Below are 14876 nucleotides of genomic sequence, written 5' to 3'. Positions count from 1 at the left end.
ACTCACTTGCGCCCGGCTTGGCCGCCGCCTCCCGGCGGTGTTCAGCCGGGCGCGCGGCGTCTACCCTCCGGCGTGTGGGCATTCGCATAGTCATCGCCGACGATCAGGCGATGGTCAGGGCCGGGCTGCGCATGGTCGTCGAGAGCGACCCCGGCATGGAGGTCGTCGGCGAGGCGGCCGACGGGCGTGAGGCGGTCGCCGTGGCCCGGCGCACGCGGCCGGACATCGTCCTCATGGACATCTCGATGCCCAGGCTCGACGGGCTGGCGGCGGCCAGGGAACTGCTCGACGTCCCCTCGCCGCCCAAGGTCATCACGCTGACCACGTTCGACACCGACGAGAACCTCCACGCCGCGCTGCGCGCCGGCACCAGCGGGTTCCTGCTCAAGGTCTCGCCGCCGGAGCAGCTCATCGAGGCGATCAAGGTGGTGCACGCCGGCGACGCGCTGCTCGACCCGGCCGTCACCAGGCGGGTGATCGCCTCGTTCGCCGGCCGGGCCGAGCCGCGGCCGGCGCCCGCGCTGGCCGAGCTGACGCCGCGCGAGCTGGAGGTGCTGCGGCTGCTGGCGCGCGGCCGCACCAACGCGGAGATCGCCAGGGAGCTGTACGTGGGCGAGGCCACGGTCAAGACGCACGTGGCCAGGGTGCTGATGAAACTGTCGCTGCGCGACCGGGCGCAGGCCGTCGTCTTCGCGTACGAGACCGGCGTCGTGAGCCCCGGCGCGGCCTGAGCCGTCTCACCATGCGGAAGGGTTTGGCGGAGCATGCCCGCTTCGTGTGTATATTTTTCGTCATAAGGCGGTAGAAACAGGAGATATTTCATGTCATCGTTTCCTCGGGTGCTGTTCGACGAAGCCCACAGCGAGTCGTGGACCGTCCGGCGCGAGGTGGCCGAGGCCATCAACCCCGCCCATCCCGACGACAACAGCTACGCCCGCGCGGCCGGGCTGCTGCGGCACCTGGGGCACACGGTCACCGCCCGCACGCGGGGCCCGCTCGACGCCGGAGCCCTTGCGGATCAGGACGTCCTGGTGATCGCGCACCCGTCGGGTGAGCGCTGGGAGCGCACCACGGGGCAGGGCAGCCCTCTGTTCTCCGCGGCCGAGCTGGACGCCGTCGAGGAGTTCGTCGCCGGGGGCGGCGGGCTGGTGGTGCTGGCCGAGGAGGAGCAGGACAAGTACGGCAACAACCTGAACGAGCTGCTCGCCCGGTTCGGGGTGCGAGTCGTGCACGGCACCGTGCGCGATCCGGGGCACGCGTTCAGAGGCGTGGCCACCTGGGTGCTGGGGGAACGTTCCAGCGAGTCGGGGCTGCTGGCCGGGGTCCGGTCGGCCTGCTTCTACCGCGCGGGCACGCTCGCGATAGAGAGCGAGGCCGCCGAGGCGCCGTCCGAAGCGGAAGGTGAGCCGCGCGAGGCGGCCGAGGTGCTGTTCGCCACGTCGGCGGCGGCCGACCCGGCGGGTGCGCCGCTGGCCGTGGCGCTGCGTCACGGGCGCGGGCGGGTGGCCGTGTTCGCCGACTCCGACCTGTTCGGCGACGACTCCATCGACGACCACGACCACCGGACGCTCTGGGGCAACGTGATCACCTGGGCGGCCAGGGTCCCCGACGCCGAGACCGGCGGCCGGGCCAGGGACGAGGCCCCGGCGATCAGCCCGAAGGCCGCCCTGTTCGCCAAGCTCAAGACGTCGGTGGAGGAGCTGCGGCCGCTGCAGGTCAAGGACGGCTCGGTGCCGGAGGAGTCCAGGGCGCGGGCCGGGGAGCTGGTCGCGGAGATCGCCGCGCACGTGGGCGAGCTGCCGGCGCACTTCCCGCACGATGCCGCCTACCTCGCCGCCGTCCGCGCCGACCTGCTCAAGTGGGCCGCCCAGGACCTCGGCGTGCCCGACTTCCTCGACTCGCTCGACCTGTTCCACCCCGACACCCAGCGCGAGGACGGGCTGGAGCACGTCGTGGTCTTCCCCATGTACACGCAGAACGGCAATCCCAGCCGCAACCTGGAGGCCGTCTGGATCAGGACGATCTGGCCCGGCTGGCTGGCCGAGCTGGAGGCGGGCGGCTACGACAACCCGATGTTCGTCCCGATCGCGTTCGAGGACTTCACCTCCGGCTACGACACGCACTCCGCCGTGCTGTTCCCCGAGACGGTCGCGGTGCGCCGCGCGCCCGAGCGGTTCACCTGGGGCGGGATCTTCGCCGACCGCGAGGCCGCCAGGTTCAGGCGGGTGTCCAGGGCCGCCGTCGAGACGCTCAGGCTGGACCTGCCGCCGGACGCCGACCGGCTGCTGCGCTCGCAGGGGCTGGCCCAGGACACGTTCGTGCTGTGGGACCTGGTGCACGACCGCACGCACAGCCACGGGGACCTGCCGTTCGACCCGTTCATGATCAAGCAGCGGATGCCGTACTGGCTGTACTCGCTGGAGGAGCTGCGCTGCGACCTGACCGCGTTCGGCGAGGCCGTGAAGCTGGAGGCCCAGGGGGTGCCGCACGCCCGCTACGTCCAGCACGCGATCCTGTTCGACCGGCTGTTCAGGTTCCCGATCACCGGTGAGCGGGTGCGGAACTACGACGGGCTCGGCGGGCAGCTGCTTTTCGCCTACCTGCACCGCAACGACATCGTGCGCTGGACCGACAACCGGCTCACGATCGACTGGCAGCGGGTCGCCGACGGGGTCGCCGACCTGCGCGGGGAGGTCGAGAAGCTCTACCGCGACAGCATCGACCGCTCCAAGCTGGCCCACTGGCTGGCGGCGCACGAGCTGGTCAGCGCGTACGTGGCGCCGCATCCGGCCTCGGTCTGGGCCGAGGGCGTGCAGGCGCTGCCCGAGGAGCAGAAGGCCAAGGTGGACGCGGTCCTGCCGGACGAGTTCCCCCTCAGCATGTTCTACGAGGCGCTGCGCCGTAAGCTGGCCGACGTGGTCGAATCGACTAAGGGACTCCGAGCATGATCATTCTGGTGACCGGGGCCGGCGGGCCCACCGGTGCCGCGGTGTGCGGATATTTCGGCAAAAAGGGTGACACCGTGATCGGCGTCGACAAGGACGACGTCGACCTGCTCGACCGCGCCGCCGTGGCCGAGCTGGCGGCCCGCGTCGAGCGCGAGCACGGCCGGGTGGACGGCGTGGTGCACCTGGTGGGCGGCTGGCGCGGCTCCCGTTCGTTCGCCGAGACCGACCTCGGCGACTGGGACGTCCTGCACGACCTGCTGATCCGCACCCTCCAGCACGTCTCGCTGGCCTTCGAGCCGCTGCTGCGCCGCAGCGACAACGGCCGCTTCGTGATCGTCTCGGCCAAGGCAGCCGAGGCGCCGAGCGCCAAGGGCGCCCCCTACGCGGCGGCCAAGGCGGCGGCGGAGTCCTGGACGCTCTCCCTGGCCGACGCGCTCAGGGGCACCGGCTCGGCCGCGGCCATCCTCGTGGTCAAGGCCCTGGTCAACGACGCCATGCGCGCCGCCGACCCCGACGCGGAGTTCCCCGGCTTCACCCACGTCGACGACCTGGCGGCGGCCGTCGGCGGCCTCTACGACCGCCCGGCCGCCGAGATCAACGGCACCAGATTGGACCTCACTTCTTGACTCCCCGGCACGACCCCCGACTCAAGGCCTTCGCCAGCGACAACTACGCGGGGGTGCACCCCGAGATCCTCCAGGCCGTCGCGGCGGCCAACGGCGGCCACCAGATCGCCTACGGCGAGGACGTCTACACCGAGGCCATGCAGGAGGTCTTCCAGCGCCACTTCGGCCAGGCGGCGCGGGCCTGGCCGGTGTTCAACGGCACCGCCGCCAACGTCGTCTCCCTGCGCTCCATGACCGCCCAGTGGGAGGCGGTGATCTGCGCCGAGAGCGCCCACATCAACACCGACGAGGGCGGCGCCCCCGAGGTGGCCGGCGGCATCAAGCTGCTGACCGTCCCCACGCCGGACGGCAAGCTCACCCCCGAGCTGATCGACCGGCAGGCGTGGGGCTTCGGCGACGTGCACCGCGCCCAGCCGAAGGTGGTGTCGATCTCCAACACCACCGAGCTGGGCACCCTCTACACCGCCGCCGAGATCGCCGCGATCTGCGCGCACGCCCACGACCTGGGCCTGCTCGTCCACCTCGACGGCTCACGGCTGACCAACGCCGCCGCCGCGCTCGACGTCCCGCTGCGCGCGCTGAGCACCGACGCGGGCGTGGACGTGCTCTCCTTCGGCGGCACGAAGATCGGCCTGCTGTACGGCGAGGCCGTCGTCGTGCTCAACCCGGACGCGGCCACCGGGGTCGACTACCTGCGCAAGACGTTCATGCAGCTGTCGTCGAAGATGCGGTTCGTGTCCGTGCAGTTCGAGGCGCTGCTGTCGGGCGACCTGTGGCTGCGCAACGCCCGGCGGGCCAACGCCATGGCGCGGCGGCTGGCCGAGGCCGTGCGCGAGATCCCCGGCGTGGAGCTGGCCCGGCCGGTCGAGGCCAACGCCGTCTTCGCCGTGCTGCCGCGCGACGCCGCCGAGCGGCTGCGCAAGCGGTTCCGCTTCTACACCTGGGACGAGTCCACCGGTGAGGTGCGGTGGATGTGCGCGTTCGACACGACGGAGGAGGACGTGGACGCCTTCGCCACCGCCCTGGCCGAAGAACTCCGGGCCACCGACGGCGACCACTGACCGCCTACGTGCGCAGGGCCAGGCGGGCGGCCTGCCAGCCGCCCATCCCGTGGGCGCCGGGCCCTGGCGGCGTCGAGGACGAGCAGAGGAACACCCCCGGCAGCGGCGTCCGCCACGGTGCCGGCGACCAGACCGGGCGGCGCAGGAACTGCCCCAGGCTCGCCAGCCCGCCCCCGATGTCGCCGCCCACCAGGTTGGGGTTGCCCGCCTCCAGCTCGGCGGGCCCCGACACGTGCCGGGCCAGCACCCGGTCACGGAAACCGGGCGCGTACCGCTCGATCTGGGTCTCGATCGCGTCGCTCATGTCGGCCGCCGAGCCCTTGGGCACGTGGCAGTAGGCCCACAGCGTGTGCCCGCCCCGCGTCGGATCGGCCGCGTACGGCTGCACGAGCAGCACGTACGGCCGGGGCGAGTGCCGCCCGGCGGCCATCTCCGCCTCGCTGAGCACGATCTCCTCGAACGTCCCGCCCAGGTGCACCGTCGCGGCCCCGGCCACCGCGGGATCGCGCCACGGCACCGGCCCGTCGAGCGCCCAGTCCATCTTGAAAACCCCGGGCCCGTAGCGGTAGCGCTCAAGCCGCCGGCGGTAACCCGCGGGCAGGTCGGCCAGGGCGAGCAGTTGCCGGGGCGTCACGTCGAGCACGACGATCGGCGCGTCGAGCTCCGCCAGGCGGCGGACCCGATGCCCGGCCACGGCCTGCCCGCCCAGCGACCTCAGCTCGGCCACCAGCGCGTCGGCCAGCACCTGCGACCCGCCCCGCACGACCGGCCAGCCCACCAGATGGGCCAGGCCCGCCAGCGTCAGCCCGTAGCCGGCGGTGAGGGGGGAGCGCAGGTCGAGCATCGAGTGCGCGGACATGCCGGCGAGCAGCGCCCGCGCCTCCACGGTCCGCAGGGCCTTGGCGAACGTCGTCGCGGGCAGCGCCGCCATGGGCCCGAACCAGGCCGCCCCCGCGAAGGCGCGCGGCGCGACCGGCCACGGGCCCAGCGGTTTGAGCAGCAGCTCGACCAGCGGCAATCCGGCCTTGACCAGCGCACCGACGCTGGCCAGCCAGGCGCCCGCGTCGGGCCCGAGCCCTGCGGCGGTGCGCCGTACGTCGCGATGGACGAGCACGGCCGGCCGGTCGTCGAGCGGATGGGCCACGGCCACGGGGGAGTGGGCGAACTCGACACCCTTCAGCTCCAGCCCGCGAAAAGCCGGAGAGGCCAGCGCCATGGCCATCACCGTGGCGCCGAGATCGTGCACGTGGCCGGGCAGGGTCAGCTCGGCCGACCTCAGCCCGCCGCCGAACCGTTCGGCCGCCTCCAGCAGCAGCACCTCGCGCCCGGCGCGGGCCAGTGTGACGGCGGCGACCAGTCCGTTGGGCCCCGACCCCACGACGACCGCGTCGGCGCGCATCGCTCTGCCCCTATTCCGCCCCTATGAGGTCTTCAGTATCGACGGGTAGGGCTGGGCGCCCCGCTGCTTCAGCAGCTCCGTCATGAGCTTGATCTCCCCGGTCTGGCCGTCGACGATCTTCTGCGCCATGCTGACCACCTCGCTGCGGGTGGACAGCTTCAGCAGCCCCTCGGCCATCTCCACGCCGCCCTCATGATGGCGGATCATCAGCTGCAGGAACAGCACCTCGGCCTGCGTGCCCTCGGCCTGTTTGAGCTTGGTCAGCTCCTCAGGGGTGGCCATGCCGGGCATGCTCCCCGCCGTGACCGTCGCGGCCGGGGCGGCGCCGTGGCCGTGGCCGCTCATCCACGCCATCGGCCGCTGGTCGGTCGCCTGGGTGAGCTGCCACTGCTGCAGCCAGCCCTGGAACATGCCGCGCTGGTTGGCCTGGGTGTTGATGATGTCGAAGGCCAGGCTCCTGATCTCTTTGGCGGGGCCCTTGTCCCTGACGATGAACGCCATGTCGACGGCCTGCGCGTGGTGGGTGGCCATGTCGCGGGCGAACCCGGCCTCGGGCGAGGCGTCGCCGGGCGTGCCGTCGCGGCCGAACACCAGGAACGCGGCCACGGCGAGCACCAGCACACCGCAGATGAGCAGAAGAGGTTTTCTCACGGGCTTTTCCATCGCCCGTCCAGCGTACCCACCTGCGGCCTGACTCGTGATCGGACGCTTATGTCGCTCTTATTCTCCGCATACGCCCAGAGGGCATAGGGTGACCCCGGAGTTGGCACGCCGATGGAGGAACGATGACGAAGGAGAAGGCGCAGGCGCGGCGCGAGCATCTGCAGAAGATGCGAGCCGAGCAGCAGCGCAAACAACGCCGCGCCGCGCTGCTGATGTGGGGCACGGGAGGGCTCATCATCGCGGTGCTCGTCGGCGTGGTCGGCTTCTACCTGATCAACGAGGCCAGGACGACCTCGCTCGACGCGGTGACGAGCGTCAAGTACGACGCCGGTCAGCACGTGTGGAACGCGGTCTCGTACAAGGAGACGCCGCCGGTCGGCGGCGAGCACAACAACTACTGGCAGCAGTGCGCCATCTACGACAAGCCGATCCACAGCGAGCACGCCGTGCACTCGCTGGAACACGGCGCCGTCTGGATCACCTACCGGCCCGATCTGGCCAAGGCGCAGGTCGACAAGCTGAAGGAGGTCGCCGGCTCGACCGGCCAGCAGGACTACATGCTGATGAGCCCCTTCCCCAACCTGCCCTCCCCGATCGTGGTCTCCTCCTGGGGCCACCAGCTCAAGCTGACCGACCCGGCCGACCCGAAGCTCGGGGCGTTCATCAAGCGCTACCAGAACGGCGCCGACACGCCTGAGCCCGGCGCCACCTGCGGCGGCCAGGACGCGATCACCACCACGGCCGACCAGGCGCCGCTCCCGCCGCAGCCCACGGGCCAGCAGCAGACGCCGATGGAGACCCTCTCCCCGTCGCCCAGCCAGAGCCAGCAGTAGCCCGGGCCTGAGCGCAGGGCCCCGCCCCCGCAGGGCCCTGCGCGGCTCTCATGCCGACTTGTTACCGTAAGTAGCTGATCACTACTTACGGTAACCGCTCGGGTGCTCGATGAACAGACCCCGGGCGGAACCGGATCGCTCAGCCCAGGATCTCCCGCGGCGGCGTCCACTCCAGATCGTGCGCCTGGGCCACGGGGCGGCTGGTCAGCCGCCCCTCGTGCGTGTTCAGGCCGGCTGCCAGGCTGGCGTCCTCGCGCATGGCGCGCCGCCAGCCCAGATCGGCGATGGTCAGCGCGTACGGCAGCGTCACGTTCGTCAGCGCGAACGTCGAGGTGTTCGGCACGGCGCCGGGCATGTTGGCCACGCAGTAGAACAGCGAGTCGTGCACCCGGTACGTCGGCCGCTCGTGCGTGGTCGGCCGCGAGTCGGCGAAGCAGCCGCCCTGGTCGATCGAGATGTCCACCAGCACCGAGCCCGGCTTCATCCGGCTGACCAGGTCGTTGCTCACCAGCTCAGGAGCCTTGGCGCCGGGCACCAGCACCGCGCCGATGACCAGATCGGCCTCCAGCACCGCGCGCTCGATCTCCAGCATGTTGGACGCGATCGTCTGGCAGTGGCCCTGGTAGATCAGGTCGGCCTGGCGCAGCTTGTCGATGTTCTTGTCCAGCAGCATCACCTCGGCCTGCATGCCGAGCGCGATGGCGGCGGCGTTCATGCCGGACACCCCGGCCCCGATCACCACGACGTGCGCCGCGCGCACCCCCGACACGCCGCCCATCAGCACGCCCCTGCCGCCCTGCGAACGCATCAGGTGGTAGGCGCCCACCTGCGCCGCCAGCCGCCCGGCCACCTCCGACATGGGCGCGAGCAGCGGCAGCGCGCCGCCGGGCGTCTGGACGGTCTCGTAGGCCACCGCGGTGCAGCCCGAGTCCAGCAGCGCCCTCGTGCAGGCGGCGGAGGCGGCCAGATGCAGGTAGGTGAACAGCACCTGGCCCCTGCGCAGCCGGTGGTACTCCTCGGCGACCGGCTCCTTGACCTTCATCACCAGGTCGGCCGCGCCCCAGAGCTCGTCGGCGCAGGGGACCAGGACGGCGCCCGCCCCGGCGAAGTCGGCGTCGGGGATCGCGGAGCCCACGCCGGCGTCCGCCTCGACGAAGACGCGGTGGCCGTGCCGGACGAGCTCGTGCACGCCGGCCGGCGTGAGCGCCACCCGATATTCGCTGTTCTTGACCTCGCGCGGTACTCCGACCTTCATGGGACAGCTCTTCTCGCCGGACGTGCCCTTCCTGCTGTGTTTCTTCCCCTCAGTTCACAGATCAGTGAGGATTGTCCGGCTGATTACCCCGGTGCGGCTTCTCCTCGATAAGCTCACCGGCAGCCCGAACATCAGGATGGGATTCGTCATCGATGGACAAGCCGGAAGAGCCGCCGCTGGCGGACCCGGGGGAGCCGAAGGCCAGCAGACTCACCACCATCGTGCTGATCGTCTCGCTCGTCCTCGTCGTGCTCGTCGCAGGCGTGCTCGGCACGGTCGCCGTCCTCATGACCAGGAGCCCTGACACACCGCTGCTCGGCGGCACGCCCCCGCAGCGCCTGGCCGTGCCCATCCACTTCGCGCCGGTCAGGGAGACCAAGGTCGCGCCCTGCCCCGGCGATCCGGCCGTGCTCGACGAGCAGCAGCGCACCTGCTACCTGCTCGAAGACGGCGTCACGGTCGGCGCCGTGCAGCGGATCGAGGCCGTGCGCGGCAACGACGGCCAATACTCCGTGCGCATCGCGATCGCGCCCGCGTTCAAGGACCGGCTGGTCGAGCTCATCGACGAGCTGGTGCCCGACCAGCGGGCGGTGGCGATCGTGCTGGCGCCCGAGCAGGCCGACCGGCCCAAGGTCGTGCTGGCCGCGCCCATCGTCACCCAGCAGATGAACGGCGACAGCGTGAGCATCTCCGGCCTCACCAAGGAGGACGCCGACGCGCTGGTCACCCGCCTGATGGGCGGCACGCCGAGCGCGAACCCGACCGGCACGAGCCCGACCGACGCGGGCACCCCCGGCCAGAGCACCCCTGACCAGGGCACCCCCGGCACGGGCAGCCCCGACGTGGGCACCCCCGGCACCGGCGCGCCCCAGCAGCCGACCGGCCCCGCGACGACCGGCCCGGCCGGGAACGGTCAGCCCGGCGGCGCCACCTCCCCCGCGACGGGCGGCCGCGCCCTCGACAAGCGCTACGCCTCCTGCAAGGAGGCCGTGGCGGCCGGCGACGGCCCCTACTACCGGGGCACGCACGAGGAGTACACCTGGTACGTCGACGCCGACGCCAACGGCGTGGCCTGCAACAGCGCCGACATCCGCTAGAGGCATCCGTCAGGCGAACAGCTCCTCCAGCCAGTCGATGCCGAAGTAGGCCAGGAAGACCAGCGTGACCACCCACAGCAGCCAGGGGATCTCCGCGAAGCGCCCCTTGACCGCCTTGATCAGCGTGTAGACGATCACGCCCGCGCCCACCCCGTTCGTGATCGAGTACGTGAACGGCATCAGCGAGATGGTCAGGAACGCCGGCACGGCCAGGTCCAGGTCGTTCCAGGGCACGTTCTTGCTCTGCGTCATCATCAGCGCCCCCACCAGCACCAGCGCGGGCGCGGCCGCGGCGGCGGGCACCACCGCCGCCAGCGGCGTGAACAGCAGCGTCAGCCCCAGCAGCGCCCCCGTCACGACGCTGGCCAGGCCGGTACGCGCGCCCTCGCCCACACCAGCGGCCGACTCCACGAAGACGGTGTTGGCCGAGGAGCTCGTCGCGCCGCCCACCATGCCGGCCACGCCGTCCACGGTCAGGATCCGGCCCAGCCGGGGCACCCGGCCCTCCTGATCCACGAGGCCGGCCTCGTCGCTGACGCCGATGATCGTGCCCATGGCGTCGAAGAAGCCCGACAGCACCAGCGTGAACAGCACCACTGTGGCCGTCAGCGCCCCCGCCGTCACGAAGCCGCCGAACAGGTCGAACCGGCCGACCAGCCCGAAGTCCGGCGCCGCGACCAGCGACTCGGGCACGCGCGGGGCGACCACGCCCCAGTCGGCGGGGTCGACGGTGGTCAGGGAGTTCACCAGGACGGCCAGGAGCGCGGTGACGGCGATGCTGATGAGGATGGCGGCGGGGATCCCGCGCACGTACAGGAGGATCATCAGCAGCAGGCCGAAGCAGAACACCGCGACCGGCCAGCCGGTGAGGTGCCCGGTCGCGCCGAGCTGCACAGGCGTGCCCGAGCCCGGCGCGACGAAGCCGGCGTCCACCAGGCCGATCAGCGCGATGAACAGCCCGATGCCGACGCTGATCGCGTGCTTGAGCGCCAGCGGGATCGCGTTCATGATCAGCGTGCGCAGGCCGGTGACCGCGAGCAGGATGATCACGGCGCCTTCGAGCACGACCAGGCCCATGGCCTGGGCCCACGTCATGTGCGGGGCGGCCTGGTAGGCGACCACCGCGTTGAGCCCGAGGCCCGCGGCCAGCCCGAAGGGGGCGTTGCCGACGAAGGCCATGAGCAGCGTGGAGATCGCCGCGGCCAGCGCGGTGGAGGTGGTCAGCTCGCCGATCGAGAGCCGGGCGCCGGTGACGTCCTTGGCGCCGGCCAGGATGATCGGGTTGAGCAGGATGATGTAGGCCATCGCCACGAACGTGGTCACCCCGCCACGCACCTCATGGCCGACGGTGCTGCCCCGGCCGCTCAGCTCGAAGAGTCGGTCGAGCACCGGCATTCCCCCTCGCGTGATCAGGGGGAATGCCGGGTGGCCTACCCAGCGCGGGCGGCGGTCAAGCCTTCTCGTGGCGGCCGTGGCCCACCAGGGCCACGAACTCCTCCAGCTTGACCGTGCCGTCGCCGTCGCTGTCGGCCGAACGGATGAACGCCTCGATCTCGCTCTCCGACGCGCCCTGCCCGCCCAGCGCCTCGTTGGCCTGCCTGATCTCCTCGGCGGTCAGCAGCCCGTCGCCGTCGGAGTCGAAGCGCCTGAACTCCGCCTCGGCCGCCTCATGCGCGCTTGTCATCGGATTCCCCCTTTGTCGAGTCCATCGAGCCCTCGTCGAACGTATCGCCGCGGAACGTACCGCTGTCGAACAAGGCGATATCTTCCGGCCTGATCGGAACGCGAGTCAACCGGAGTCCCGTAGCCGCTCTGACGGCGGCGGCGATGGCGGGGGTGGAGGACAGGGTGGGGGGCTCGCCGGCGCCGCGCAGCCCGTACGGGGCCGACGGGTCCGGATTTTCCATGATTTTCATCGTCATGGGCGGCATGTCGAGAATGGTGGGGATGAGGTAGTCGGTGAACGACGGGTTCAGCACCCGGCCGTCGCGGACCTGGATCTCCTCCATCAGCGCCAGGCCGAGCCCCTGCGCCGAGCCGCCGTGGATCTGGCCCTCCAGCGCCTGCGGGTTCAGGATCCGCCCCACGTCTTGAACGGCCGCCAGCTCGACCACCTTCACCAGGCCCAGCTCCACGTCCACGTCCACGACCGCCCGGTGCACGCACAGCGCGAGCTGCGTGTGCGAGTCGCCCTGCCCGGTGAGCGGGTCCATCGGGTACGTGGGCCGGTGCCGGTACTCGCGCGTCTCCTCGATCGGCCCGAACCGGGCCAGCGCCTCGGCGGCCGGCAGCCCCTCGAACCGCTTGCGCACGGCTTCGCAGGCCGCCTTGACCGCGCCTCCGGTCACGTACGACTGCCGCGAGGCCGAGGAGGAGCCCGCCGAGCCGACCGAGGTGTCGGCGGCGGCCACGGTCACGTTCTCCACGCCCAGCTCGGTGCGGGCGATCTGGGCCTGCACCGTCACCAGCCCCTGGCCCACCTCCGCCGCCGCCGTGTGCACCGTGACGTGCGGCTCGCCGCCGACCAGCTCGGCCCGCACCCGGGCCGTGGAGTAGTCGTCGAAGCCCTCGGAGAAGCAGATGTTCTTGATCCCCACGCCGTAGCCGACGCCCCTGCGGACGGACTCGCCGTGGGTGGTCTGCGAGACGCCGCCGGGCAGCCCCCGCAGGTCCCGCGCCGGCTCCGCGGCGGGCAGCGGCATCGCCTCCAGGTCGCGCAGCATCTCCGCCAGCGGGGCGGGCGCGTCGATGAGCTGTCCGGTGATCAGCCGGGAGCCCTGGGAGACGGCATTGCGCACCCGCACCTCGATCGGCGACAGGCCGCACGCCTCGGCCAGGCGGTCCATCTGCGACTCGTAGGCGTAACACGCCTGCACCGCGCCGAACCCGCGCATCGCGCCGCACGGCGGGTTGTTGGTGTAGACGCCGGTCGCGTCCACGCGCACGTTCGGCACCTCGTACGGGCCCACCCCCAGCGAGGCGGCGTTGCCGACGACGGCGGGGGAGGAGGAGCAGTACGCGCCGCCGTCCAGCAGGATGTCCGCCTTGACGTAGACCAGCCGGCCGTCACGGGTGGCGCCGTGCTCGTACCGCATCCGGGCGGGATGGCGGTGCACGTGACCGAAGAACGACTCCTCCCGGCCATAGACGATCTTGACGGGGCGGTTCAGCCGCAGCGCCAGCATGCACGCGTGCACCTGCATCGACAGGTCCTCGCGGGCCCCGAACGCGCCGCCCACGCCCGACAGCGTCAGGCGCACCTTGTCGGGAGGCAGGCCCAGGCAGGGCGCGAGCTGGTCGCGGTCCACGTGCAGCCACTGGGTGGCGATGTAGAGGTCCACGCCGCCGTCCTCGGCGGGCACGGCCAGGCCGGACTCGGGGCCGAGGAACGCCTGGTCCTGCATGCCGACCTCGTACTCGCCGGTGACGACCACCTCGGCCTCGAACGTGTCGCCGCGCCGTACCGGCTGGTGGCGCACGAAGTGCTGGGAGAGCCGCGGATCGGTGATGGCCTCGCGCGGCTCGTACTCGACCACGATGGCCGCCGCCGCCCTGCGGGCCGTCTCCGGATGGTCCGCCCCCACCAGCGCCACCGGCTCGCCCTGGTAGCGGACCTGGTCGATGGCCAGCACGGGCTGGTCCTTGTGCTCAAGCCCGTAGAACTTCTCACCCGGCACGTCCTCGTGCGTCAGCACGGCGAACACCCCCGGGATGCGCAGCGCCGGGCCCACGTCGATGGAGCGGATCCACGCCGACGGGTGCGGGCTGCGCAGCGTCGCCCCCCAGACCATGCCGTCCAGCCACAGATCGGAGGCGTACGCGAATTCGCCGGTCACCTTGAGCGTGGCGTCCGGCCGCCGCGCGCTCTCCCCGACGCCGGTGACCGGGGTGCCCGTGTACGTGGTCCCCGTCTCTGTGGTCCCCGTGCGTGTGGTCCCCGCGCGTGTGGTCCCCGTGTCTGTGGTGTCGGTCATCCTCCGAGTAGAGCACCGCCCGGCGGGCGGACCTATGCGCCCGACGTGAAATCGCGGTCATCGCTTGTCATATCGGGCTTGTATATTCCTCCAAGTGCGCATCTCCGACCTGCTGGCCATCGACGACCTGCGCCTGACCCTGCTCACCGGAGACCCAGGCCGCGAGTTCGGCACCGTGCACATCACCGACCTGCCCGAGCCCGGCCGCTACCTCGGCGGCGGTGAGCTGGTGCTGACCGGGCTGATGTGGTGGCACGCCCCGGCCGACTCCGCCCGGTTCGTGGCCGCGCTGACGCGGGCAGGGGTGGCCGCGCTCGGCGCCGGCCGGGCCTGGCTGGGCCACGTGCCCGACGACCTGGTGGCGGCCTGCGCGGAGGCCGGGCTGCCGCTGGTCGACGTGCCGGTCGAGGTCTCCTTCCGTACGCTGGCCGAACTGGTCGTGCCCCGGCTGGCCGGTGACGTGCGCGACGCGCTGGGCCGCCACCGCCGGCTGGTCGCAGCCCTCGCCGAGGGGGCCGACCTGACCGAGCTGTTCCGGGTGACCGCCGCCGAGTTGGGCGTCACCGGCGCCGTCCTGTCCGCCTCCGGAGAGGTGATCGTGGGCTCGGCCGGCGATCCCGTGGGGCTGGCGAAGGCGTACCTGACCGCGCCCCGGCTGCCCGCCGTCGCCGGCGAGCACACGATCTTCGCCGTCGGGCGCGGCCACCGCGCCGCCGGCTGGGCGCTGGCCTGCGACGGCGCCCTGCTCGGCCGGGCCGACCTGGGCTACGAGCTGGCCGCCTGCGTGGGCCTCGAACGCGGCCGGATCGAGGAGGGCCGCAGGGTCGAACGCCGCCTGGCCGGTCAGCTCCTCGCCGCCGCGCTGACCGAGGCCGACGTGTCCGAGCTCAACGCCAGGCTGCGCATGTGCGGGATCGACGCGGCGGAGCCGTACGCGGTGGTGGACGTCACCGCGCCCACACCGGGGGCCACCCGCGGCCCCGACCCGGCCACGCTCGGCGGCCAGATCGTGGAGGAACT

The 14876-nt window shown here is 72.1% G+C and carries 13 protein-coding genes; 7 read left to right on the top strand and 6 right to left on the bottom strand.

The genetic code is table 11. The annotated features are described in order from the left end of the window. Positions 1-74 precede the first annotated feature (74 nt). The 4 genes from ABFX54_RS48135 to ABFX54_RS48120 all read left to right on the top strand — a co-directional run bounded on the left by ABFX54_RS48135 (position 75) and on the right by ABFX54_RS48120 (position 4635). Positions 75-731 (top strand): response regulator, encoded by a 657-nt coding sequence (locus ABFX54_RS48135; protein ID WP_346113839.1) that lies wholly within the window; start codon positions 75-77, stop codon positions 729-731. A 90-nt stretch (positions 732-821) separates the two neighbouring features. After that, positions 822-2948, top strand: a complete 2127-nt coding sequence (locus ABFX54_RS48130; RefSeq protein ID WP_346113837.1) for a DUF6421 family protein — start codon at positions 822-824, stop codon at positions 2946-2948. Beyond that, positions 2945-3574 carry an SDR family NAD(P)-dependent oxidoreductase gene (locus ABFX54_RS48125; RefSeq protein WP_346113836.1) on the top strand — a complete coding sequence of 210 codons (630 nt, stop codon included), beginning with the start codon at positions 2945-2947 and terminating at the stop codon, positions 3572-3574. The genes ABFX54_RS48130 and ABFX54_RS48125 overlap by 4 nt, the downstream gene beginning before the upstream one ends. Then, positions 3571-4635, top strand: a complete 1065-nt coding sequence (locus ABFX54_RS48120; protein WP_346113835.1) for a threonine aldolase family protein — start codon at positions 3571-3573, stop codon at positions 4633-4635. The genes ABFX54_RS48125 and ABFX54_RS48120 overlap by 4 nt, the downstream gene beginning before the upstream one ends. A 4-nt stretch (positions 4636-4639) precedes the next feature. Here the strand turns inward: ABFX54_RS48120 and ABFX54_RS48115 are convergent, their stop codons facing one another. Next, entirely contained in the window at positions 4640-6034 is a 1395-nt protein-coding gene (locus tag ABFX54_RS48115) for a phytoene desaturase family protein (protein WP_346113834.1), read from the bottom strand. Positions 6035-6055: 21 nt separating this feature from the next. Beyond that, positions 6056-6685, bottom strand: a complete 630-nt coding sequence (locus tag ABFX54_RS48110; RefSeq protein ID WP_346113833.1) for a DUF305 domain-containing protein — start codon at positions 6683-6685, stop codon at positions 6056-6058. A 134-nt stretch (positions 6686-6819) separates the two neighbouring features. On the opposite strand from ABFX54_RS48110, the gene ABFX54_RS48105 reads away from it, so the two are divergent. Beyond that, positions 6820-7530 (top strand): thioredoxin-like domain-containing protein, encoded by a 711-nt coding sequence (locus tag ABFX54_RS48105; RefSeq protein WP_346113832.1) that lies wholly within the window; start codon positions 6820-6822, stop codon positions 7528-7530. 139 nt (positions 7531-7669) lie between these two features. Here the strand turns inward: ABFX54_RS48105 and ald are convergent, their stop codons facing one another. Further along, positions 7670-8785 carry an alanine dehydrogenase gene (gene ald, locus ABFX54_RS48100; RefSeq protein ID WP_346113831.1) on the bottom strand — a complete coding sequence of 372 codons (1116 nt, stop codon included), beginning with the start codon at positions 8783-8785 and terminating at the stop codon, positions 7670-7672. A 152-nt stretch (positions 8786-8937) separates the two neighbouring features. Between ald and ABFX54_RS48095 the strand changes: the two genes are divergently transcribed. Further along, a complete protein-coding gene (locus ABFX54_RS48095; protein WP_346113830.1) occupies positions 8938-9882 on the top strand; it encodes an excalibur calcium-binding domain-containing protein in 945 nt (314 codons plus the stop codon). A gap of 9 nt (positions 9883-9891) precedes the next feature. On the opposite strand, the gene ABFX54_RS48090 is transcribed toward ABFX54_RS48095, so the two are convergent. From ABFX54_RS48090 to ABFX54_RS48080, 3 genes are read right to left on the bottom strand one after another with little or no spacing between them, the layout of a single operon-like run. After that, on the bottom strand, positions 9892-11277 hold the full coding sequence (locus ABFX54_RS48090) for an NCS2 family permease (protein WP_346113829.1): 1386 nt from the start codon (positions 11275-11277) through the stop codon (positions 9892-9894). 55 nt (positions 11278-11332) lie between these two features. Then, positions 11333-11566 (bottom strand): EF-hand domain-containing protein, encoded by a 234-nt coding sequence (locus ABFX54_RS48085; RefSeq protein WP_346113828.1) that lies wholly within the window; start codon positions 11564-11566, stop codon positions 11333-11335. Further along, positions 11550-13856, bottom strand: coding sequence for a molybdopterin cofactor-binding domain-containing protein (locus tag ABFX54_RS48080; RefSeq protein ID WP_346113827.1), 2307 nt, complete (start codon positions 13854-13856; stop codon positions 11550-11552). Before ABFX54_RS48080 ends, ABFX54_RS48085 begins: the two co-directional genes overlap by 17 nt. 94 nt (positions 13857-13950) lie before the next feature. Here ABFX54_RS48080 and ABFX54_RS48075 point away from each other — a divergent pair. Beyond that, positions 13951-14876: PucR family transcriptional regulator ligand-binding domain-containing protein (locus ABFX54_RS48075; protein WP_346113826.1), on the top strand; the 926-nt coding region annotated here is incomplete at its 3' end.

Origin of the sequence: Nonomuraea maheshkhaliensis, from assembly GCF_039529435.1 — a bacterium.
GTDB classification, from domain to species: domain Bacteria; phylum Actinomycetota; class Actinomycetes; order Streptosporangiales; family Streptosporangiaceae; genus Nonomuraea; species Nonomuraea maheshkhaliensis.
The sequence above is the reverse complement of the archived record's forward strand: the minus strand, read 5'-3'. Positions and strand labels throughout refer to the sequence as shown.